At 56.5% G+C, this 21,216-nt stretch carries 14 protein-coding genes and 1 other RNA gene; 1 reads left to right on the top strand and 14 read right to left on the bottom strand.

Annotated features, from left to right (window positions below):
* Window positions 1–35: 35 nt before the first annotated feature.
* The 5 genes from ACB028_RS08530 to ACB028_RS08510 all read right to left on the bottom strand — a co-directional run bounded on the left by ACB028_RS08530 (window position 36) and on the right by ACB028_RS08510 (window position 8,703).
* On the bottom strand, window positions 36–719 hold the full coding sequence (locus ACB028_RS08530) for a M48 family metallopeptidase (RefSeq protein WP_202009978.1): 684 nt from the start codon (window positions 717–719) through the stop codon (window positions 36–38).
* Window positions 719–4,063 carry a type I restriction endonuclease subunit R gene (locus tag ACB028_RS08525; protein WP_371144029.1) on the bottom strand — a complete coding sequence of 1,115 codons (3,345 nt, stop codon included), beginning with the start codon at window positions 4,061–4,063 and terminating at the stop codon, window positions 719–721. The genes ACB028_RS08530 and ACB028_RS08525 overlap by 1 nt, the downstream gene beginning before the upstream one ends.
* Window positions 4,064–4,124: 61 nt before the next feature.
* Entirely contained in the window at window positions 4,125–5,417 is a 1,293-nt protein-coding gene (locus tag ACB028_RS08520) for a restriction endonuclease subunit S (protein ID WP_371144028.1), read from the bottom strand.
* A complete protein-coding gene (locus ACB028_RS08515) occupies window positions 5,410–8,085 on the bottom strand; it encodes an N-6 DNA methylase (protein WP_371144027.1) in 2,676 nt (891 codons plus the stop codon). The genes ACB028_RS08520 and ACB028_RS08515 overlap by 8 nt, the downstream gene beginning before the upstream one ends.
* Window positions 8,086–8,343: 258 nt before the next feature.
* Window positions 8,344–8,703 (bottom strand): hypothetical protein, encoded by a 360-nt coding sequence (locus tag ACB028_RS08510; protein ID WP_371144026.1) that lies wholly within the window; start codon window positions 8,701–8,703, stop codon window positions 8,344–8,346.
* A gap of 367 nt (window positions 8,704–9,070) precedes the next feature.
* Here ACB028_RS08510 and ACB028_RS08505 point away from each other — a divergent pair, with 367 nt between their 5' ends.
* A complete protein-coding gene (locus ACB028_RS08505; RefSeq protein WP_371144025.1) occupies window positions 9,071–11,764 on the top strand; it encodes a phage/plasmid primase, P4 family in 2,694 nt (897 codons plus the stop codon).
* Between the two features lie 196 nt (window positions 11,765–11,960).
* Here the strand turns inward: ACB028_RS08505 and ACB028_RS08500 are convergent, their stop codons facing one another.
* From ACB028_RS08500 to ACB028_RS08460, 9 genes are all read right to left on the bottom strand, one after another.
* On the bottom strand, window positions 11,961–13,088 hold the full coding sequence (locus ACB028_RS08500; RefSeq protein ID WP_371144024.1) for a tyrosine-type recombinase/integrase: 1,128 nt from the start codon (window positions 13,086–13,088) through the stop codon (window positions 11,961–11,963).
* Between the two features lie 84 nt (window positions 13,089–13,172).
* Window positions 13,173–13,269, bottom strand: an RNA gene (gene ffs / locus ACB028_RS08495) — signal recognition particle sRNA small type.
* Between the two features lie 102 nt (window positions 13,270–13,371).
* Window positions 13,372–14,160 carry a sulfite exporter TauE/SafE family protein gene (locus tag ACB028_RS08490; protein WP_371144023.1) on the bottom strand — a complete coding sequence of 263 codons (789 nt, stop codon included), beginning with the start codon at window positions 14,158–14,160 and terminating at the stop codon, window positions 13,372–13,374.
* A 92-nt stretch (window positions 14,161–14,252) separates the two neighbouring features.
* Window positions 14,253–15,689, bottom strand: a complete 1,437-nt coding sequence (arcD, locus tag ACB028_RS08485; RefSeq protein WP_371144022.1) for an arginine-ornithine antiporter — start codon at window positions 15,687–15,689, stop codon at window positions 14,253–14,255.
* 357 nt (window positions 15,690–16,046) lie between these two features.
* Window positions 16,047–16,808 carry an SDR family oxidoreductase gene (locus ACB028_RS08480; protein ID WP_201978972.1) on the bottom strand — a complete coding sequence of 254 codons (762 nt, stop codon included), beginning with the start codon at window positions 16,806–16,808 and terminating at the stop codon, window positions 16,047–16,049.
* 51 nt (window positions 16,809–16,859) lie between these two features.
* Entirely contained in the window at window positions 16,860–17,780 is a 921-nt protein-coding gene (mmsB, locus tag ACB028_RS08475; RefSeq protein WP_371144021.1) for a 3-hydroxyisobutyrate dehydrogenase, read from the bottom strand.
* A gap of 47 nt (window positions 17,781–17,827) precedes the next feature.
* On the bottom strand, window positions 17,828–18,940 hold the full coding sequence (locus ACB028_RS08470; protein ID WP_371144020.1) for an enoyl-CoA hydratase/isomerase family protein: 1,113 nt from the start codon (window positions 18,938–18,940) through the stop codon (window positions 17,828–17,830).
* Window positions 18,933–19,754, bottom strand: a complete 822-nt coding sequence (locus tag ACB028_RS08465; protein WP_371144019.1) for an enoyl-CoA hydratase — start codon at window positions 19,752–19,754, stop codon at window positions 18,933–18,935. Before ACB028_RS08465 ends, ACB028_RS08470 begins: the two co-directional genes overlap by 8 nt.
* 102 nt (window positions 19,755–19,856) lie before the next feature.
* Window positions 19,857–21,014, bottom strand: coding sequence for an acyl-CoA dehydrogenase family protein (locus ACB028_RS08460; RefSeq protein WP_371144165.1), 1,158 nt, complete (start codon window positions 21,012–21,014; stop codon window positions 19,857–19,859).
* Window positions 21,015–21,216 lie beyond the last annotated feature (202 nt).

Genomic DNA, 21,216 nt, shown 5'->3' with positions numbered 1-21,216 from the left:
CTCTGTGTATCCCCTTTTCCGGGCGATAGGTGCATCTAAAGCGTCATCCCTGCCCCATTGTGTTTCAGCCAGGAGACTTGCTTCTGGTAATCCGGCAGCACCTTATCGACAGCATCCCAGAATGCAGCGTTATGGTTGCGGTGGAGCCGATGGGCCAATTCATGCACAACGATGTAATCCAGCACAGACAGCGGTGCCATCAGGCAACGCCAGTGGAAATTCAGATCCCCCTTGGTCGAACAGGAAGCCCAGTGATGCTGCAGCTCCATCACTCTGACTGTCCGGTAGTCTACTCCAAGTTTGGGGGCATAATAGGTCACTCGCTTTGTTACCCTGGACAATCCCTTATTGCGATAGAAGTGTTTGAACAGCTCCATTCCCCGATCAGCTCTGTCACGCCTCATCAAGAAGTAACCATTCTTGAGGATCAGGTCTTCCTGCTGATCATCCACCAGCTTGAGGCGATAGTTGCTGCCTAGATAGGGGAACCCTTCACCACTGACAAACTGACGCTCGACATGAGTTCGGTTAAGGTCTTCCCACTCGGCCAGATTACGATAAATCCAGCTACGCTTCTGCTCCAGGATCTGCTCGATTTTTTCGGCATCATATCCTTCTGGAGCCAACACTGACACGCTGCCGTCTCGCTCAATAAAGATGCTGGTCGTCTTGCGTTTGCTCTGCTTGAGCCGGTACTGAATGTCTTTGTAAGAGAGCATCAAATCGACTCACTACTGTCAGCTATATGGCTCATGCCCAACACCTCGGCACTACGACGACGAGCCAGAGCAACAACCTCAACCGCCAGTTGTTCCCGTTGAGCCTTCAGTTGCGGTACTCTGCTGAGAAACAGCTCTTTCTTGATTTGCCCTTTCAGGTCCGATACCAGATCGGCCCTTTCCCAAAAATCCAGATTGCCGATATTTTCATTCAGCAGTTCCATGATCTTGTCGAGGCATGCTTTCACCTGCTCCACATACTCAGCCAAATTGCCACCCGTAAAGGCGATACTGACTATCAAATCAAAGAAGGGGTCCTCGACTTTGGCATCGGGGCCTCGTCCCGCCAGCACATCTTTACGCAAAGCAGCCAGCTCAAGCATCATCTGCTCCCAGTTGCCAGCGTGCTTCTTGATGATCTCCTCCAGCTTCTCGCTCATCTTTTTGAAGAAAACCGGGTCATCTTCCGCATTTACCTTACAGTGCTTACGGATGGCATGTTCCATCTCGCTGGCTTGAGCCTTCAAGTCAGGCTCTTTGGCATTCTGGGTCATAAAGCTGTCGCTAAACAGCTCCATCGGCTTGATCTTGGGGTTGATGCCCAGGCTGATCAGGTGTTCGTCTATCAGCTTGCGGATCTTCTCGCCCACCCCGCTAAAGCTCATGGTCTCGTCTTTATAACGCTCCTTCGCCTTCGCCTGAATGTGGACAAACTGGTACATGGGGATCTTGTATGGATTGGCCAGAGCGCTTGGCATGACGATATCCATACTCTGCAAAAACTTTTTCAGGAACACGTTGAAACTGTCCCGCCGTCTGGGGTCTTCCAACACTTCGATAGCATTCAGCTGCACCTGATAATGTTCATCTGGCCCCAGCTTTTGCATCACCATGGCTTCAATTTGTTGAACATCAGCATCGGTAAAAAGTTGTAGCAAGCGGCGATAACGGCTCTCAAGTACCGGCAGTTCACTGTCGATACTCTGCAAACTGTTCAGGATATCGTTTCGATCATCCTGTGAGTACATAGCGAGAGCTTCGTGCAGATGATGGGCCAAACCGATGTAATCGACGATGTAGCCACGAGTCTTCTCCTTGGCGGTTCGGTTTACCCTCGCAATAGTTTGCAACAGGTTGTGTTCCCGCAACTTTTTGTCCAGGTACATCACCTGCTCGATGGGGGCATCGAAGCCGGTAAGTAGCATGTCACAAACGATCAGGAACGCGACACCCGTATTGGGATTGGCCTCGTCAAATTTTTTCTTGAAACTCTCAACCGCATTGAGCTCGTTAGCCTGCTTGCGAGCCTGAATAAATGCAGCCGACTCGTTAGTACCATCCGAAGAGATAACCACTGCAGTCTTGAGGAACTTGAGTCGAGCCAACCACTCATGGCTTACTGACGAGGGCGGCTGCTTTTCGTAGGCTGCAATCTCTTCGGCCAGAGCCTTGTCAATGGCTTCCTGATAACGGATAGCTGCCAACTTGGAAGAGCAGACAACCTGAGCCTTGAAACCGGATGGCAAAATATTGCGAAGGTAGTGTTTTACCAGATCGCTGGCGATAGCCTCGATACGGGCCTTGGCCTCCAGGATATCCCCTTCCGCCCCGTACTTGCGGCGAATGGCCAATAGTTCTGCCTCGGTGCGATCTTTGAACAGGTCTTCGAACTTTGTGTCGAAACCAGACTTATCGTTGATGGCACTGTCGGCAGTCTTTCCCTCGTAGAGGATCTGCAGGGTAGCCCCATCATCTACCGCATCTTGCAGTTTGTACTTGTCAATATAAGCATGTTCCTGACTGGTGCCGAACCGCTTCCAGGTCGGAGCGGTATGATGCTCGGCGATCAGTGGCGTACCGGTAAAAGCGATGCGTGTAGCCTTGGGGAAGGCGTCAAAGAGATTATCCGAGAGGCTGGCTCTATCCTTGCCGCTACGCTGGGTACGGTGAGCTTCATCAATCAGGATCAGCACCTCTTCGCGGTTGCTGATCACACCAAAGGGCTGATGGCGAACAATCTCGGCCTGATAATCGGCACTGACCTCTTCGATCTTGTCCTCGTCACCACTGGCTCGAGCGGCAGCATAGTCAAGGTCGAGCTTCTTCTTGACCGATTCAGGCAAGAAACGGCTATCCTGCTCCCGAAACTTGTGGATCATCACCATATTGAGGTTGGAGCTGTCATTGGCGAGCTGGCTCTTGGCCTCTTCGGTACTGCTAATCTCAATCACCTTTTCGTCAGTGAGCACTGCTGTTTCCGTCAACTGCTCTTCAAGATCAGTGCGATCGTTGACCATCAAGACTTTGTAACGCTTCAACTGGGAGCAACGACGCAGTCGACGAACCAGAAACACCATGGTCAGGCTCTTGCCGCTGCCCTGGGTATGCCATACCACCCCGGAGCGTCGCAACCCGGTCTCTCCCTGCCGCATACGCTCGATAATCTTGAGCACTGCCCGATACTGCTGATAGCGGCAGATCACCTTCACTCGGGCACCACCCGCATCCATAAACAGGGTAAAGCTGCGGGTAATGTCGAGCAGCCGCTCTGGCTTTAGCATCCCCTGCACCAACTGTTCTTGAGGACGATGGCGACCAACCTCAAGGGCTACATAGGGTTCTTCGTCCGGATAGATGGTCTTCCAGTTGAAGTAGTACTCCTCGGTCGAAGTGAGGCTGCCGAAACGGCAATCGTTACCATAGGTGCTGATCATCAGCTGATTGGTGAAAAAGAGGGCGGGCTCACCTTCCCGCAACTTGCTGTGCTCAGGCTCTCGCAGATCGGCGAATCGCCGCAGCTGATTAATCCCCTCAGCCATGGGGTCTGAGCAATAGTCAGCCAGCAGCTTGCACTCGATCACTACCAAGGGCATGCCATTGACGAACAGCACGATATCAGGGCGGATATGCTCTTTGCTGTGGCCTGGGGTATCTATGCGAAACTGATTAATGGCGGTAAAGGTGTTGTTCTGCCAGTTATCGAAGTCGATCAGCTTGACCACAGGGTCGGCCTCGCCGGTCACTTCATTGCGGTCAAGCTGCCACTTGTAGAGACGCTGCAAGAAGATCTCGTTGGCCTCCAGAAGCTTATGGGTGCCGAAGTCAGTGACATCCCCGAGCAGCGTCTCAAGCTGGCTATCGGTCAGCCAGTGTTGGCCATCCTCGGTGGTGTTGATGCGATCCACCGCCTTCTTAAAGATATCGGGGAGTACTACCTGCCGGAATGAGGAGCGAAAGCTGGTGGACGGGTCTTTGGGCACTCCCTGCCCCAAATCATGCACTTCCCAACCCATCGCCGCCAGCTGGTCCAACAGCGGCTTTTCAACCTCCAGATACTCCGACATCCGTCCTCTCCCTTAAATAGGGGCCAAAACTCGGCCCCATATCGCTATCTTATTGTTATCGCTAGGCGTTGACTGGCACCTTACCGGTTAGCAGGTCCCTCATCAAGCCAGACTTTTGCTGTTTTAACTTATCGACGTCAAGCTGGCACATATCAATCATGCGATCGATGGATTGCAAGCGATCTTCTATTGCTGACTGCTCATCCACGCTGGGTTTTGCAACAGGGAATGCTTTGAGTTGCGTCGAGTTAATGGATGCCAAATTAGTTGACTGTTTAGAGTTCAAGATAAAGTAACGCTTGCCATAAGTTGATGCTGACCAATAGGCTAAAAACTCTGGGCGTAACTCAGCTTGGACAGTTCGAACTCGAAAAACGTGGTTTTGATGGCAACAACCTTCGACTTCATTCCGCCAGACAGCGCCACGTCCTAGTTTGTCAAAATCGCCCCCTTCATTCATGAGCACATCCCCATATAGAAGGAGATATTTAGTTGCTTCCGCTTCAGGGACGTCGACAAACTTCACTTCAGTCAAATCCAGATATCCATCTTGAACATTCGCGACACGAAGATAGGGTACTCTCACTGTCGTCATCTTAGACAAGTCCTTGCCCAACGTGATGCCTGATGCTATCGACGAAATGGAACCTAGCGGACACACTTCCCATTCTTTAGGAAGTAGACCTATAGAGGTTTCTTGGTAAAGCTCGGGAGCATCATGAACACTGGGACGAAGCTGGCCAGTAGCGGGGTCAATCCCACGGCTAAACAAATCTGTCATTATTCCCTGTTTAACACGTTGATACTTACTGACAAGAGCCTCAGTCGCTACGATCTGAGCATTTACATTCCGCGAGATATGGCCAATCTTCCTCTGAGTTGGCAATCCTGTCAGCATTATCGGTGTTTCTTTGATAGCTCCATTAGATAAACCGAATCTAGTTGAACCTGCAGCGACTTTGCCAAAATACTTTACACAGGCATCATCCGATAATTGCTTTGCCAAATAGTAGGGGTCAACCTGAGTCAGATCAGGGCGGATAATTGCCAAATGATACCCACATACAAGATTGGGAATATCATCGACAACAACTGCAGGAACACCAATATCGAAGGGAGACTCCGAATCCTTGGTGATGACAATATCACCCTTTTTTAAAGTGAACTGACTGATCTCCTTATCAGAAGCAGTTGACTCCATGAACGCCAAGTCAGCAGTGATGTAATCATTAGAATAAACATCCATATAGTTGCAGAGAACAACCTTTTTCTGCCCGCTGTATGTCTTCTTGTCGACATTACTGACTAATACCATGGCGATATCTTGAAGCTTTGCAGTATAAAAATTACTCATACCCCAGCTCCTTTAAGTACTTAGCCAGTTTTTGAGCTGCATCGTTACGCTGCTCAGTGATTGCCTTGGCCGTCACCTGATATTTGCGATGTAGATTTTCAATGGCGGCGATCCGCTCAAGTAACAGGGCACGCACATAACCCTGATACCCTGAATCCAATTCGCTCTTAAAGCGAGCCAGGATAAGGCTCTTTGCCTCGTCTGGAGTAATAGACTGGCGAGCTGCCTGCAGCAGTTGATCTCGTCGCAGTTCGGTCTCCTTGATCTCCGCCTTGAGCGTCTTGAGTTCACCCTCCGCTGCTTTATCGGCAGCCAACACCTGTTCTATCTCGGTCACCCGCTGCACGGCCTGATCGCCTTGAGTAGCGATACGAGAGATCAGTGTCTGGTTGCTCAGAGTCAGACCATGTTCTGCCGCGAGAGCCAAGATCTGAGAAGAGACCGCAAAATTCTGTTCCTTGGCAGTCAACCCCTGCTGATAATCACTGGCTTTGCTGCCCTTGGGCACTGCCGCAACGAGCTTAACCTCGGCAAAGGCATCCTTAATCTGATACTTCAATTGCTGCACACAGGTCGCCACCAAGGCTTTACGCTCTTTCAGTTCCTCTTTCAGTTGGCTGGAATAGGCAGCGGGGAGTACCGGGTTGTCGTCGGAAGGCTCGTACTCCTCCTCTTCAGCGGCATCGAAGCAGGCTTGCAGCTCGTTGATACGGGTCTGCTTATCGGCCAAATCTTTGATGATATCGCTGCACTGGCTGGCAAACAGCACTTCATCCGGGATCAATTCAGCATTCCATCCGCTGGCAGCCACCGACTTGAGATCGGCTTCCAGCGACTTGAACCAATCAGCCAATGCCCCTCGCACCTTGTAGGTATCGAGCAGATTGACCGGCAGCAGATGCTGCTCGATGGTGTTCAAGGCGTTACGACGAAGCGAGAAGACCCCGCTATCTCCTAACTTGTTATCACCCAGCGCCGCAAAAGCAGGCAGTTCGCTTTGCCACCAGCTATCCAGGGCCTGCTGAAATTGCAAATGTTTCTCCAGCACCGCCGGGAACTTCTCGATATGAGGTTTGATGGCTGACAACGGCTCAAACTGCTCGACAAAATCGAGATAACGATCGCAGTTAGCTCTTGGAACAAACAGACTCTGCTGTAAACCAGGATAGTCCTGCCACGTGCTGGCTTGTGCGGCGATCTCATCGGCAGGGATGCCACCGTTTAGATGGGCCCGCACATCTTGCGGCTCAGGAGCTGGGCTGTTGTCGACATAGCGGCGGATATTGAAGTTGAAGTCTTCTTCAGCCAGCTTGATTACGCTAACTCGCTGGGCATACCCATCGATATCTGGATCAGCCGGGTTCGCCAGCAAGGAGCGATAAACACGAGTGATCTTTTCGATATCTTCCGGCCGCAGGCTGTTCTGGGCCTTTCCTTCACGGTATTCCCTATCCGCATTGATAAAGAGCACAGAGTCCCGATCTTCTGCCCCTGATTTATTGAATACCAATACGCAAGCCGGAATACCTGTGCCATAGAACAGCCCTGCAGGCAGGCCAATGACCGCCTCCAGAATGCCTTTCTCGACGAAGTGCTTGCGACAAGCACGCTCTTCAGCTCCCCGGAACAACACACCATGGGGCATCACCACCGCCATTTTGCCGTTGGCCTTAAGCGATGCAACCATATGCTGAACGAACATCAGATCAGCCTTTTTTCCCCCCTCCGGCATAAAGACATCGAAGCGGCTCTTGAGCTTCATATCTGCCTTTTTGTAATTCTGGGAGAACGGCGGGTTGGCGATCACCCGATCAAAGGTCCGCACCTCACCGGCTTCGGTCAGATGCAGAGGGTTGGCAAGGGTATCGCCATTCTCGATATCAGCCCCGCCTGAACCATGCAGGATCATGTTCATTTTGCAGATAGACCAGGTGCCGCCGTTATCTTCTTGGCCAAAGAGGTGCAGATTGCGGACGTTACCACCCGACTCCTGCACATAGTTGCGGCTCTGGATCAACATCCCACCTGACCCGCAGGTGGGGTCATAGATTTCCATCCCTTCCTGAGGTTCCAGGATCTCGACCAACAAACGAACCACTTCGGCCGGGGTATAGAACTCCCCTCCTTTCTTGCCCGCACTGTCAGCAAAATATTTGATCAGGTATTCGTAAGCAGCACCCAGCAGATCGGGAAACTCGAAGTCATCGTTGGAGAGCGGGATCTGGTCAAAGTGCTGGATAAACTCGATCAGCCGGGCATCGGGGATCGGTGTTTTACCAACCTTACGGTTAAAGTTGATGTGCTTCAGAACCCCTTCCAATCCTTTGCTGGTGTTCTCTTCCTCCAATGCCGCCAACGCCTTGTTGAGGCCCGAACCGACGTTATCCTTCAGGTGCTTGAGGCTGCTCCAGTGGGCTGCTTTGGGTACAAAGAAGTCAAACAGGTCAGCATCGCTCAGCAGATCCTGAATATCATCATCGTCGAGCCCGTCGGCCTTGAGCTGCTTAGCCTTATCGGCGTAATCCTTGTCGAATTGGTCGGACATCCGTTTAAGGAACAGAATGCCGAAGATGTACTCCTTGTACTCGGAGGCATCCATCTTGCCACGCAGAATGTCGCAAGCCTTGAACAGCTCGCGGGAGAGTTTGGAGAGAGTAAGTTTAGCCATGATACGGGGATCCATAAGCCAACATCAGGCGGTACAAAAGTGGCCTGACTGGCAGTGACTGCAGAAATTGGCGTTAACCTACCACGATGATGGGATTGAGGAAAATCGAATCTGCCGAGAAGGCGGGTTGATGTAGGCAGAGTGCCTCTAAAGAGGCGCTCCTCATCTTGGCAGCTATGAACCAGTATGATTTCTATCCTGAAATCCAACTGGCTCGATGAACAATATTCTTGGCTGGTTCATCGAGCCGCACTTCGGCTACTTACCGGTTTTCCTTTTTAGGTCTTCTAAGCGTGCACGGAGGTCTTCAGAACCATCTTTGCCAGACTGAAAGTTGTGACCCCCTTTAGCTACACCACTTACTGCATCAGCCTCTCTGGTGGCATAGTACAATCCGCCAAAAACAATCCCAGCCAAAATGGCGCCACCACCTGCATAGACGTATTTTTCAAGATTATCCTTCTCGTTATACTCACGCATGAACTGACTGCAAGACTCTTCTGAGCCCACCACATTGATTTCCTTATGGTATCCGGCGTCAAAACCTGCACATTTTGCAGACAGTATCTTTTTTTGAGTCACCTTTAACTGATCCTTCTTATCGCCATCCTTTGGCATACCGCTTCTCCCCACAATGTATCGCCTGAACGCACAGTAAGAGAAACTATAGCAATCTCCCACACAACATTACAGCCTCCCAAAAACTGGGATAAAGCCATTAGAAAATTTCATGAATAGCCGTTTTTGCGTTGCTCACAACGAAAACGCGAAATGGGGCCTTGGGGAAGAAAAAAGAGGGGTTGTATTGCTTCTGCCGATCCGTATAGTCGGGGTTGTCGGCGGGCAGACGCCCCCGCACATCGCACCTTGGCTCACGCCATAAGCCCTCGGGGGGCGCCAATTACCCGACCTGATTACCGCCGCTTGGAACACACTCAGCCTAATTTTAGTTCCACAGCAGCGGTCATCTAAGAGGAGAGACATCATGTCTCAATCCACTCTGTGTGACCTTGAATTTGCCCTGGCCGATGCAGGCCACTCCCTGACTCTCGACTTTGCTGCCATCAAAGAGCAGTTCCCCATCATGGATGTCGCTTCGGCTCTGACTGGGCAAGACGTCAAGAAAGTCGGCTCCAACACCTATCGACTGGACGACGCCAGTTGCCCACTGTGCGGCCATAACGATTGCTTCACCCTCTATCCTGACGACGATAGGTTCCACTGCTATAGCTGTGAGGAGAGAGGGGACGTGTTCGAGCTTATCGTCAAGTGCGACAAAGCCCGTAGCTCTGCTGATGCCGCCCGTTTACTCCTGCTGGGAGAGCTGTCACTCGCTCCGACCGTTCGCAAGGTGGTGAAGTTGGAGCAGCCGGTCTACACGGCCCCACCTGCTCGCCTGCAAGAGCTCTTCAAGCTGGCCGCCAACCACTACCAAGCTCGCCTGGATGTAGAGGAGCTGATGGAGCGGCGTGGCCACTCTGAGGAGGTGCTGGTGGGGTTGGATATCGGCTTCTCCGGTGGCCTGAACAAGGCACTGAAGGATGCAGGATTCAGCCAAGAGGAGCGACTGGCCTCCGGTCTGGTCAAAGCCAGCCAAGAGAGCCCAGACCTCCTGCGTGACTTCTTCCCGCGTGGTGTCTATGTGTTCCCGCACTTCGACCGCAACGGACAAGTCAGTCGCTTCACCTTCAAGGATCCAAACAAGGGTCAGCCGTACCAACTGCCGAGCCGTCATTGGCTTAACGGGGTGCAGTTCTACGGGGAAGAGAGCCTGAATTCCCCCGGCCCTGTCGCCCTGGTAGAGGGAGAGAATGACCGCCTGTCTCTGGTAGATGCCGGTTGGCCGGGCCCTGTGCTGGCTACCATCGGGACACTATCACAGACCCAGTTGGCGTGGCTGGGGCGTGAGCTCGTTGACTGTGATGTCGTCACCTTCTTCGATACCGACGATGCTGGCGACAAGTACCGCTCAAAAGTGGCCCAACTCGGTCTCAAGCTGACCCAAGTCAAGCTGCCGGATAGCGTCAAGGACATCGACGAGTATCTGCACGGCGACAACCCGTTGCCCCTGGCCGAGCTGGTGGCAGCATTCACCCTGGTTGAGCCTGTGGCCGAAGCCGAAGCCGAAGCCGAAGCCGAAGCCGAAGCCGAAGCCGAAGCCGAAGCCGAAGCCGAAGCCGAAGCCGAAGCCGAAGCCGTCCAGGACGATGATCAGCTATCGGAAGTCGTCAAGGTCATGCCACGTACAGCCATCTTTGAAAACGAGCTCAACGATTCGGCCAACGCCGAACGGTTTGTGCAGATGCACGGGCATAACCTGAAGTTCGTCCCTGAGTTAGGTGGCTTCATCCACTTTGATGGTACGCACTGGACCCAGAATGACTTGACGCCCATGACCCTTGCTCAAACAGTGGGCAAAGAGATCCAGGAAATCGGGCAGGCATTGATCAAGCAGGCATGCAAGAAAGAGGAGCTGTCTTGGGCCTATACAGTGCTCAGACACGGCTCTAGCAGCCTTAACCGGGCTGGCATTCAGAACATGCTGGAGCTGGCCAAGCCAATGATGACGGCAAGGCTGCACGAGCTGAACGCCAACCCGATGCTGTTGGGCACGGCGAATGGTGTCATCGACCTGAAGTCGGGTCGCCTGCTGGCACCAAGACGGGCATTCATGATGACCCACCATAGCCCGGTGACCTATAACTCGGCCGCTACCTGCCCGCGATGGGAGCAGTTCATCGGCGAGATCACCTGTGGCGATGCCGAGTATGCGGCCTTCCTGCAACGTTGTGTTGGCTACTGGATCACCGGCCGCACCGACGAACAGCTCCTGTTCTTCCTCCACGGGGGCGGCTGCAACGGCAAGAGTACCTTCATGTCGGTCATTCAGCAGTTGCTGGGAGAGTTCAGTCGGCAGATCAGCAGTAACGTCTTGCTGTTTAACCGCAACGGTAATACCGGGCCGAACCCGTCACTGACCAAGCTGGTGGATGCCCGTCTAGTGGTGGCCAACGAACTGCCAGAGGGGTCTCGCATGGATGAGAACTTGGTGAAAGCCATGACGGGGGATGACGTGATTGTCGCTCGTGCTCCCTACGCCAAGAAGGAGATGGAGTTCCGCCCGACCTTCTCACTGGTAATGGTGGGCAACCACAAGCCCGAGATCCGCGATACCAGCAATGGTATGTGGCGTCGGATGCTGATGCTGCCCTTCAATGCTTCCTTCACGAAGGCACAGCTAGACCCCATGCTGATGGAGAAGCTGCGGGCCGAGATGCCAGGCATTCTGAACTGGGCCATCCAGGGCTGCCAGATGTGGCAAGAGCAGAGACTCAAGGCATCGACTCCTGCTCGTCTCAAGCAGGATGTCGAAACCTACCGTGCCGAGTCGGATATGGTTGGCTGCTTCCTAGAAGAGTGCACGCAGGCCAGAGCAGGGGCCAAAGTGCCCATGAGCGAGGTCTATGCAGTCTACTGCGAGTGGATCAAGCAGAACGGTGAATGGGCCATGAAGCAGCAGGCCCTGAAGAAAAAGCTGATGGAGAAGGGCTTTGCCACCACCCGCTACAACAGCAAGGTAACCATCATCGGATTGACCCTGCTAGATAGCGAAATGGCTGACATGACGGTCTCAGCCCACCGAGAGCAGCCGGAGACAGGAGCGAACTACACAGTATGACGAATGGGGGGCCTGCGGGCCCCTCTGCCGTTTTTGATTTTCCCGTTTTGCCCGCCAACAAAGGCAAAAGGCCCAAGCCAAGCAGTAAATCTGCCGAAATTTCAGCTATTTATAGAACTTTTTCTGTATGAAATTTCGTAGAAAAAGTTCTTAAAAATGCCAAAATTTCAGCATCTCGGCAGACCCACCCTTCCCTTTATTCGGCATCAGCAAAGGATGAGAGGGCTGCGTCCATCACCTCTTTGAGCTTCTCCAGCGAGACATCCCCACCGTATCGGTCATAGCTGATCGCCCCGTTGGTGTGACCCAAGATCGCCGCCGCATACTGCAATGGCACTCCGTGATCTTTGAGGGCTGTTCCCACGGTATGCCGCAGGCTGTGGAAGTCCTTATCTACAGGGCGATGGCGGCTAAACCACTGCCCCCACAGGTGGCTATAACCGTCCTGACGATGGGGTAGCTCGGTGAAGAGTCGCCCTCCTGCCCTCCCCTTCACAAACTCGATGAAACCACTCTGGAGGAGGTGTCGATGGAGAGGAACGAGACGAGTACTGTTGGCCGTTTTGAGTTTCTGATCTGGTCGTCCGCTGCGAATATTCAGGCACCATATGCCGTCAACCTGTTGCACATCATCGGCATAGAGCTGGCAGATCTCGTTGGCACGAGCTCCAGTGAACAGACCCAGCAGAGCAATCCACCTACGGTGGGGCTCTTGCTGCTTAGTCCACCCGATAAACTTGCGACGTTCTTCCGCTGTGTATCCACTTCGTGAGTTCACCTCCTTGGCTCGCTGCAGCTTCAATCCGGCGAAGTGGTTGATGACCCCCTCCTGATGGTTAGCCAGCCAGTTAAACAGCAGGGAGAGCTTCTGCAGATACTTGTTGATCGTCGTTGGGCTTTTGCCGGAGTTCAGCAGGTCCTCCTTGAACTTGACCACATCCGCTTTCGCATAGTCAGCAGCCGGTCTATCCCCCAGCGCCTTGATGAAGCAGCCGATGTAGTTCTTCTGGTTGCTGAGCTCTTTCGGTGCCCAGGAGAGGGCCTTCTCTTTCAGATAGCGGTCACTCAGGACCGACAGGAGCGGAGCACGCGGTTTGGTCGCCGGAGTCATGGGCTGGGTGACTGATTGCTCATGTGGGGCAGCAGGCAACTGAATGGGCTTGGGTTTGGAACGCACACAGGCAAGCAGCTTCGCAACAGCTGCACGGGCCGTCAGCTTGTCTCGGGTATGCAGGGATTTTTTGATCTCTTTGCGGCGACCACAGGGGAGCGTGGTGACTTTCCGGTAATACCAGATGCCGTGGGGACTGAGCCAGAGATTCATCGATGAGCACCTCGTCGTCCACACAAAGTGGATGACCAAGGGCTTTAGGAAGCTAACTTATTGAATGGCAGAAACAAGTGGTGGCCCTACCAGCCACATCCCGGCACTCGAGTCCCCCGCCTTGGCTGCTACCTTCCGGTCCTGACCAGGTCGACGGGTTATCAATGCGAGAGGACCAATAGGACCACCGGCGAGGAGAATAGGCAAACTGGCGTATCAATGCAACGGCTTTCTGCACCACAGCAGTTCGTTTGCCTTATTTTTCAACAATCTGCCGAACAGATCAGCTAAACAGCATAAATTTCGCCCCCACCAGCAGCATCAACAGGGCAAATGCCTGCTTGAGGTGCTGAGGCGAGAGGCGGTGCGCCAACCTGGCTCCCACCCGGGCAAACTGGGTGCTGGTGAGCACGATGCCGACGAGGGCCGGCAGATAGATGTAACCCAGGCTCCACTCGGGCAAATTGGCGTGACCCCAACCGGCATAGAGATAACTGAGACTGCCTGCAAAGGCGATGGGCATGCTGCAAGCCGCAGACGCTGCCACCGCGTTGCGCATCGGCACCGAATTCCAGCTCAGATAAGGCACGGTGAGCGAGCCACCACCGATGCCAAACAGCGCTGACATCCAGCCGATGATGGAACCCGCGATGCCAGTGCCCACCGGCCCCGGCATTTGACGCTCCGCTTTGGGCTTTAGATTGAGCCCCATCTGCAGCGCCATGGTCCAGGCGAAGCAGCCGATGATGATGTTGAGGGTGCTGGCACTGAGCAGGTTGGCGGTCATGCCGCCCAGCCAGGCCCCCAGCAGCATGCCGACGGCGAGGCGGCGGATCATCACCCAGTCCACTGCCCCCGCTTCCTGATGCGCCCGCAGCGAACTGAAGCCGGTGAAAATCATGGTGGGCAGCGAGGTGCCAAGGGCCAGGTGGGTCACGATGTCGGGCGCCACCCCTTGGGCATGAAAACTGAGTACCAGCACGGGCACTATGATGAGACCGCCGCCGATCCCGAACAGCCCCGCCAGCATGCCGGCGAAGGCCCCCAGCAGCAGATAACCCATAAACAGCATAACGATTCCTTACGAAACGGCGCAGCCACGCACTGGCTCATGCTGCGCATAAAAAAAGAGATGGCCATCAGGCCATCTCTTCATTGTGCCGTTTAATTGAGGGGAATGGTACCGTCCATCACCTTGTAGAAGGCCAGCACGGCAAACCCGAGCAGGGCCGCCGTCATCCCCTGCTCCAGCCGGTTGAGGCTGCGCAGGGCATGGTGCTGACGGGCTTTCCAGTAGATGAAGATACCCGGGCTGTAGAGCAGCGCCACCAGCAGCAAGTACTCCACCCCGGCGGCATAGACCAGCCAGCAGCCGTATACGGTAGCGACCAGCGCCAGCAACATGTCACGATTGCGCTGATGAGGCTGGCCCTCGTAGGTCTCGCCCTTGAGTGCCAGCTTGAGGCCATAAGCACCGGAGAAGACATAAGGCACCAGAGCGGCCGACGTGGCGATGTTGACCAGCGCCAGATAGGTACTGCTCTGGAAGTAGATGATGATGAGGAAGATCTGCACCAGGCAGGTGGAGCACCAGAGCGACACCTGGGGTGAGCCGTTTTTGTTCTCCTTGGCAAACCAGGCCGGGAACACGCCGGTCTTGCCCGCGATGTAGGGCACTTCGGCCGCCAGCACGGTCCAGCTCAGCAGCGCCCCCATCACGGAGATCACCAAGCCGATGTTGATGAGCCAGGCCCCCCAGGGACCGACAACTGCTTCCAGGATCATGGCGGTGGACGGGTTCTTGAGCTGGGCCAGTTGGGGCTGGTTCATCACCCCCAGGGAGAACAGGGTCACCATCACGTAGAGCGCCAGGGCACCAAGCAGCGCCAGCACGGTGGCGCGCCCCACATCCTTGCGATGGCGGGCACGGGCAGAGACCACCACGGCCCCCTCGATCCCGATGAAGACCCAGAGGGTAACCTTCATGGTCGACTTGACCTGTTCCATCACGGAGCCCAGCTCGGGATTACCCTGCCCCCAGATATCCAGGTTGAAGGTCTCCAGATTGAAAGCCAGCAAAATGGCGACGCAGAACACGATGAGGGGCACCATCTTGGCGATAGTTGTCACGATATTGACCAGCGCGGCAACTTGGATCCCGCGCAGCACCAGAGCATGCACCGACCAGATCAGGATGGAGGCGAGCGTGATGGCCAGCGGTGTGTTGCCGTCACCGAAGATGATGTTGTCAGGCGTATCGAAGAAGTAGCCGAGCGCACTGAATACCACGATGGCGTAGGAGACGTTGGCCAGCAGCTGGCAGAGCCAGTAGCCCCAGGCTGCGTTAAAGCCGATGAAATCACCGAAACCCGCCTTGGCGTAGCTGAAGATACCGCCATCGAGATCCGGGCGGCGCATGGAGAGGTTCTGATAGACCAGCGCAAGACAGATCATGCCGATGCCCGTGATGGTCCAACCCAGGGCGACGGCCCCGGCACTGGCGTGGGCGGCGATGTTTTGTGGCAGACTGAAAACCCCGGCGCCGACCATGGAGCCGATCACCAGCGAAATGAGGGCGCCCAGCCCTAGTTTCTTGTCCATCTCAATCCTGTTTAATTAGGCGGCGGCAGAGCGTCCCTATTCATACTGCACGCGATATGGGAGGGGCGAGAAATCCATACCCCGTGAAAAAGGCGGCAACTATATTGCATGATTATTCCGGCCGCAATCCTTCGTGCCATCAATCATGCGCCACCTTGACCGCGCGCAATTTTACAGCACTGACCATGAGTGCCTGTGAGCTGAGTCAAATTAAGCAAGACCCATTGATATTTATGATAATTTGGCAAAACAAAAGGGACTCGAACTTATCTATTCAGCAGTATGCAGTCGCCTCGGTTTCGACCTGGCTGCATAAAAAATCCCCGGCTACCAGACCGGGGATTTTTCTGCTCGCCGTTACAAACGCAGGCCGCCGTCGAGCTCGATCATCCGCCCCGACAAGTAGTCATTGGCGAGGATGAACTGCACCGTCTCGGCCAGCTGGCGCGCCTCCCCCAGCACACCAACCGGTATGGCCTGCTGCATGCGGGCCATCGCCTCCGGTTTCATCGCAGCCGTCATGTCGGTGGCAAATACCCCGGGGGCGATCCCCATCACCCGGATGCCGTGACGGGAGAGTTCCCGTGCCCAGGTCACCACCAGCGAGGCCACCCCCGCCTTGCTGGCGGCATAGTTGCTCTGGCCGATATTGCCGGCGCGGGCGATGGAGGAGATGTTGATGATGACGCCCCCCTGCCCCCCTTGCGCCATCAGGGCAGCCCCCTCTCGCCCGCACAGGAAGGTGCCGGTCAGGTTGACGTCGATGACGCTCTGCCACTGGCTCAGACTCATCTTCTCCTGCAGTACTCCCTCCTTTACCTTGATCAGCATGCCGTCCCGCAGGATGCCGGCGCAGTTGATGAGGCCATGCAAGGCGCCGTATTGCTCCTTGATCGCGGCAAAGGTCGCCTCCACCTCGGGTTCGCTCGCCACGTTGCAGACGAACAGGCCACACTGGCCATCCCGGCTGCGCAGTTCGGCCTCGGTCACCTCCAGATCGGCGCGGTTGACGTCGATAAGCGCCAACTGGGCACCTTGCTCTGCCAGACTCAGGGCGATGGCCCGGCCAAGTCCCCGTCCTGCCCCCGTGATGGCGATGACCTTCTGCTTGATGTCCATGCATGCTCCTTGTGTTGTCACTGGGTTATTCGGGTGATGGCAACGGCGCCGCTAGCTGTCTTGTTTTTTGTCCAGATAAAGCTCGACGATGCTGGAAAAATCCCGCGCATCCTGCCCCTGCGCTGCATGCAGGTTGAACAGGTTGCGGGCGAGCGCCCCCATGGGCACGGCGCTGTGGGCATGTTCGGCCAGGGCCATGGCCAGCCCCAGGTCCTTCACCATCAGCCGGGTCATAAAGCCTCCCTGATAGTTACGGGATGCGGGAGCGTTCTCCATCACCCCGGGCCAGGGGTTGTAGCGCTCCAGACTCCAGTTGTTGCCTGAACTCTTGCCCATGATGGTGGAGAGCACCGCCGGATCCAGCCCCTCCTTCACCCCGAGGGCCAGGGCCTCGGCGGTGCCCGCCATGTGGATGGCGAGCAGCATGTTGTTGCACATCTTGGCGATCTGCCCCGCCCCGAGGGCACCGGCATGGAACAGGTTCTGCCCCATGTGGGCGAGCACGGGTTTGGCGGCCTCAAAATCGGCAGACTCGCCCCCCACGATAAAGGTCAGCGTTCCGGCTGCCGCGCCTGCCACGCCCCCCGATACAGGGGCATCGATAAAGCGGATGCCGCGCGCCCTGGCCGCCTCCCCTACCTGGCGGGCCGAGGCCACGTCTATGGTGGAGCAGTCGATGACCAGGGTGCCTGCCGGCAAGGCCGCCAGCAGATCCTGGCCGCCCCCCTTTCCGGCATCTTCGCCAAGCCAGAGGGCCCGCACATGTTCCCCAGCAGGCAGCATGCTGATGACCACCTCGCAGTCGCTCACCGCCTCCCGGGCATCTGCGGCGGCGATGCAACCGGCGGCGATCGCCCGGGTCACGCTTTCGTGCACCAGATCAAACACCTGCACCCTGTGACCCGCCCGGGCCAGGTTGGCAGCCATGGGGCCCCCCATGTTGCCAAGTCCGATAAATCCAATCCTTGTCATCCTTTGCTCCTTGCGTTGTCCCTTGTCCGGCGCGCCTTCCCACTCTCTTAAGGCAGCAGGGGATTGGTCCCTTCTGGCCAGCGATAGAAGGCATCCAGCCACGCCTCCCCCGTTTGGGCTGGCTGCCAGCGGGGGGATTTGTCCTTGTCGATAAGTAGCGCCCGCACCCCTTCCACAAAATCTCCCTTGAGCACGCAGTTGACCGAGAGGGTCAACTCGTCGGCAAACACCTCGGCGAGCGACTGACGGCGGGCCTGCCAGTATTGGCGCCACAGGATGACGCGGCTGATGGGGCTGCCGCTGCGACAGGTATCGCGGGCCTGCGCCAGGCACCCCTCACCGGACTCGAGATCGAAGCGGGCATCGAACAGGCGATCCAGTACCCCTTGCAGGGAGCGCCCCGCCAGCAGGGCATCAATTCTGGCTTGATGGGGCAAAACCACTGGCTCGGGGAGCGCGGCAAGCACCTCGCGATGCAGCTCTTGCAGCAGTTGATCGATCTGATCGCGGGGCGCCCTGGCTTGGGACCAGTCGAGCGCCGCGAGCCGGGGCAGCAGCGCCTCCCGCTCACGGCTGGCGATGGCGTGATCCGCGAGCCCCAGAGCAATAGCATCCTGGCCATTGAAACGGGCGCCGGTGAGGCCGAGCCAGAGCCCGAGGCGCCCCGGCATCCGGCTCAAGAACCAGCTGGCCCCCACATCCGGATAGAGGCCGATGGTTACCTCCGGCATGGCGAACAGGCTCTTCTCGGTCACCACCCGAAAATCGGCGCCGGCAAAGAGACCAATGCCGCCCCCCATACAGATGCCATCCGCCACGCAGACGAGTGGCTTGTCATAGCAGTGGATCAAGTGATCGAGCCGATACTCCTGCTCAAAAAAATCGCGGGCATAGCCAAACAGTGCCGACTCGCTCGCCTCCTGCTTGCGGTAATAAAAAGAGCGAATATCGCCGCCGGCGCAGAAGGCCTTCTCACCCGCCCCTTGCAGCAGGACGCAAACGATGGCGGGATCCTGCTGCCACTCTACGAGAGTGCGCTGCAGGATCTGGATCATCTCAAGGCTTAACGCATTGAGCGAGGCGGGACTGTCGAGGGTCAGCACACCAATCTGCCGACCATCGCTAGTGGGATAACAACTGACCTTGACCGGTTCACTCATGAGGGGCTCCCTCTTGGGCATTGGGTGAAATGCTGGCAGAGGTACCGTAGTGCCAACGGGGCGGCCGTTTCTCCAGGAAGGCAACGACCCCCTCGCGCTGGTTGGCGTCGGCAAACAGCTCGAGAAACAGGCTGCGCTCAAGGGGCAGGGCTGCATCCCGGGGGCCGCTGCGCCCCTGATTGATGAGGGTCTTGCAGGCGCGTAGGGCGCTCGGGCTCTGACGTTCCACCAGCTGCGCCATCTGGTGGGCGGCTTCCCAGGCGTGGCCGGTTTTCACCACCTCCTCCACCAGCCCCATCTCGTAGGCAAGGGTGGCATTGACCTTTTCGCCGCACAGGATCATCCGCTTGGCCCAACCCGGCCCCACCAGCTCGGTGAGCCTCTGAGTGCCGCCGGCGCAGGGCAACAAGCCCACCGAGGCCTCTGGCAACCCCAGCAGGGCCTGCTGCTCGGCGATACGGATGTCGCAGGCCAGCGCCACCTCCAGCCCGCCTCCCATGGCATAGCCATTGATGGCGGCGATGCTGACGCCGTGGAACCGGGTCAGTGCCTCAAACGCCTTGCCAAACGCCTCGGCCACCTCGCGGGCATGCTCCACATTGCCGTCGGCAAACATCTTGAGATCGGCGCCGGCGCAGAAAAACTTGTCCCCCGCCCCGCGGATCACCAGGGCCACCACATCGGGACGGCTATCGAGCTCCACCATCATCTGCAAGAAGGCCTGCAGGCTGGCGAGAGTCCAAGTGTTGGCGGGGGGGTGATCCAGAGTGATGTAGGCGACGTGGCCATGATATTCGAGCCTGATCCTTGTCATTGCGTTGTCCTTGTCAAAAAGCCTGTCCCATGATGACAGGGTTGCATGGCACCAAACCGGGTCTGGTTCACAAAGCGATCCCGCACACCGGGAGCATGCCCGTCACCCCAGCGCCAGACCGGCGTCCGCCAGCAGACGGCGGGCGATGATGAGCCGCATCACTTCGTTGGTCCCTTCCAGAATGCGGTGTACCCGGGTATCGCGCAGGTAGCGTTCCAGCGGATACTCGCGGATATAACCATAGCCGCCAAAGAGTTGCAGAGCCTCGTCGCAGACCCGGTAGCCCACATCGGTGGCAAAGCGCTTGGCCATGGCGCACCAGGCGCTCTTGTCCGGACTGCCCCGATCCAGCTTGTCGGCGGCCTGGCGCACCATCAAGCGGGCGGCGGCCAGCTCGGTGGCCATGTCGGCCAGACGAAACTGCACGCTCTGAAATTCGCTGATCGGACGCCCGAATTGCTGGCGCTGCTGGACATAGGCCAGCGCGTCATCGAGGGCCTGCTGGGCGGTGCCCACCGAACAGGTGGCGATATTGATGCGCCCGCCATCAAGGGCCTGCATGGCGAACTTGAAGCCTTCCCCCTCTTGGCCCAGCCGGTAGCTGGCGGGGATGCGCACGCCGTTGAAGGCCACCTCACGGGTCGGCTGGCTGTTCCAGCCCATCTTCTCCTCCGCCTTGCCATAACTTACCCCGGGCGTGTCAGCCGGCACCATAAAGGCGGAGATCCCCCCCGCCCCCTCGCCGCCGCTGCGCGCCATCACCACCAGCACATCCGTACTGCCCGCCCCCGAGATAAACACCTTGTTGCCCTCAATGAGATAGCTATCCCCATCGCGCACGGCGCGGGTCTTGAGGGCCGCGGCATCGGAGCCCGCCCCCGGCTCGGTGAGACAATAAGAGCCCAGCAGCTCGCCGCTGGCGAGCCTGGGTACCCACACCTCGGCGACATCGGCTGGTAGCCAGCTGCCCAACATCCAGCTCACCATGTTGTGGATGGTGAGATAAGCCGTGGTGGAGGTGCACCCCATGGCGAGACGCTCGAAAATAAGGCTGGCATCGAGCCGTGAGAGCGCGAGACCGCCATATTGCTCCTGAGTGTAGAGGCCGCAAAAACCCAGCTCCGCCGCCTGCTTGATGGTGGGGATGGGGAATTCGTGTTGCCGATCCCAGCGGGCGGCATGGGGTTTGAGCGCCTCGTTGGTAAAGGCGGTCGCCGCCTCGACATAGGCCTGCTGATCGTCTGTCAGGGTAAAGTCCATCTGCTGTTTGCACTCCCTTTCACGTTCTTGATGGGCACGACCGGCATGGCCCGCCACTATCCGTTCATCCATCCGGCACGCGCTCCCGACCAGAAAGGCCAGCAGGTTTGCCGTCGCCTGGATTGGATTTTACCTTAGACTAACAATTGATTTACGTTTACGCTAACGTAAACTTAGACACGAATGGACTGACCAGTCTGGC

Origin of the sequence: Aeromonas sp. S9(2024), from assembly GCF_041403185.1 — a bacterium.
Classification (GTDB): Bacteria; Pseudomonadota; Gammaproteobacteria; order Enterobacterales; family Aeromonadaceae; genus Aeromonas; species Aeromonas enteropelogenes.
The sequence above is the reverse complement of the archived record's forward strand: the minus strand, read 5'-3'. Positions and strand labels throughout refer to the sequence as shown.

Excerpts from the sequence above, each read along its gene's own strand:
- ACB028_RS08525 (WP_371144029.1), bottom strand. The coding sequence starts at position 4,063 with ATGTCGGAGTATCTGGAGGTTGAAAAGCCGCTGTTGGACCAGCTGGCG.
- ACB028_RS08480 (WP_201978972.1), bottom strand. The coding sequence starts at position 16,808 with ATGGACATCAAGCAGAAGGTCATCGCCATCACGGGGGCAGGACGGGGA.
- ACB028_RS08510 (WP_371144026.1), bottom strand. The coding sequence starts at position 8,703 with ATGCCAAAGGATGGCGATAAGAAGGATCAGTTAAAGGTGACTCAAAAA.
- ACB028_RS08515 (WP_371144027.1), bottom strand. The coding sequence starts at position 8,085 with ATGGCTAAACTTACTCTCTCCAAACTCTCCCGCGAGCTGTTCAAGGCT.
- ACB028_RS08520 (WP_371144028.1), bottom strand. The coding sequence starts at position 5,417 with ATGAGTAATTTTTATACTGCAAAGCTTCAAGATATCGCCATGGTATTA.
- ACB028_RS08460 (WP_371144165.1), bottom strand. The coding sequence starts at position 21,014 with ATGGACTTTACCCTGACAGACGATCAGCAGGCCTATGTCGAGGCGGCG.
- mmsB (WP_371144021.1), bottom strand. The coding sequence starts at position 17,780 with ATGACAAGGATTGGATTTATCGGACTTGGCAACATGGGGGGCCCCATG.
- ACB028_RS08500 (WP_371144024.1), bottom strand. The coding sequence starts at position 13,088 with ATGAATCTCTGGCTCAGTCCCCACGGCATCTGGTATTACCGGAAAGTC.
- ACB028_RS08505 (WP_371144025.1), top strand. The coding sequence starts at position 9,071 with ATGTCTCAATCCACTCTGTGTGACCTTGAATTTGCCCTGGCCGATGCA.
- ACB028_RS08465 (WP_371144019.1), bottom strand. The coding sequence starts at position 19,754 with ATGACAAGGATCAGGCTCGAATATCATGGCCACGTCGCCTACATCACT.
- ACB028_RS08490 (WP_371144023.1), bottom strand. The coding sequence starts at position 14,160 with ATGCTGTTTATGGGTTATCTGCTGCTGGGGGCCTTCGCCGGCATGCTG.
- ACB028_RS08470 (WP_371144020.1), bottom strand. The coding sequence starts at position 18,940 with ATGAGTGAACCGGTCAAGGTCAGTTGTTATCCCACTAGCGATGGTCGG.
- ACB028_RS08530 (WP_202009978.1), bottom strand. The coding sequence starts at position 719 with ATGCTCTCTTACAAAGACATTCAGTACCGGCTCAAGCAGAGCAAACGC.
- arcD (WP_371144022.1), bottom strand. The coding sequence starts at position 15,689 with ATGGACAAGAAACTAGGGCTGGGCGCCCTCATTTCGCTGGTGATCGGC.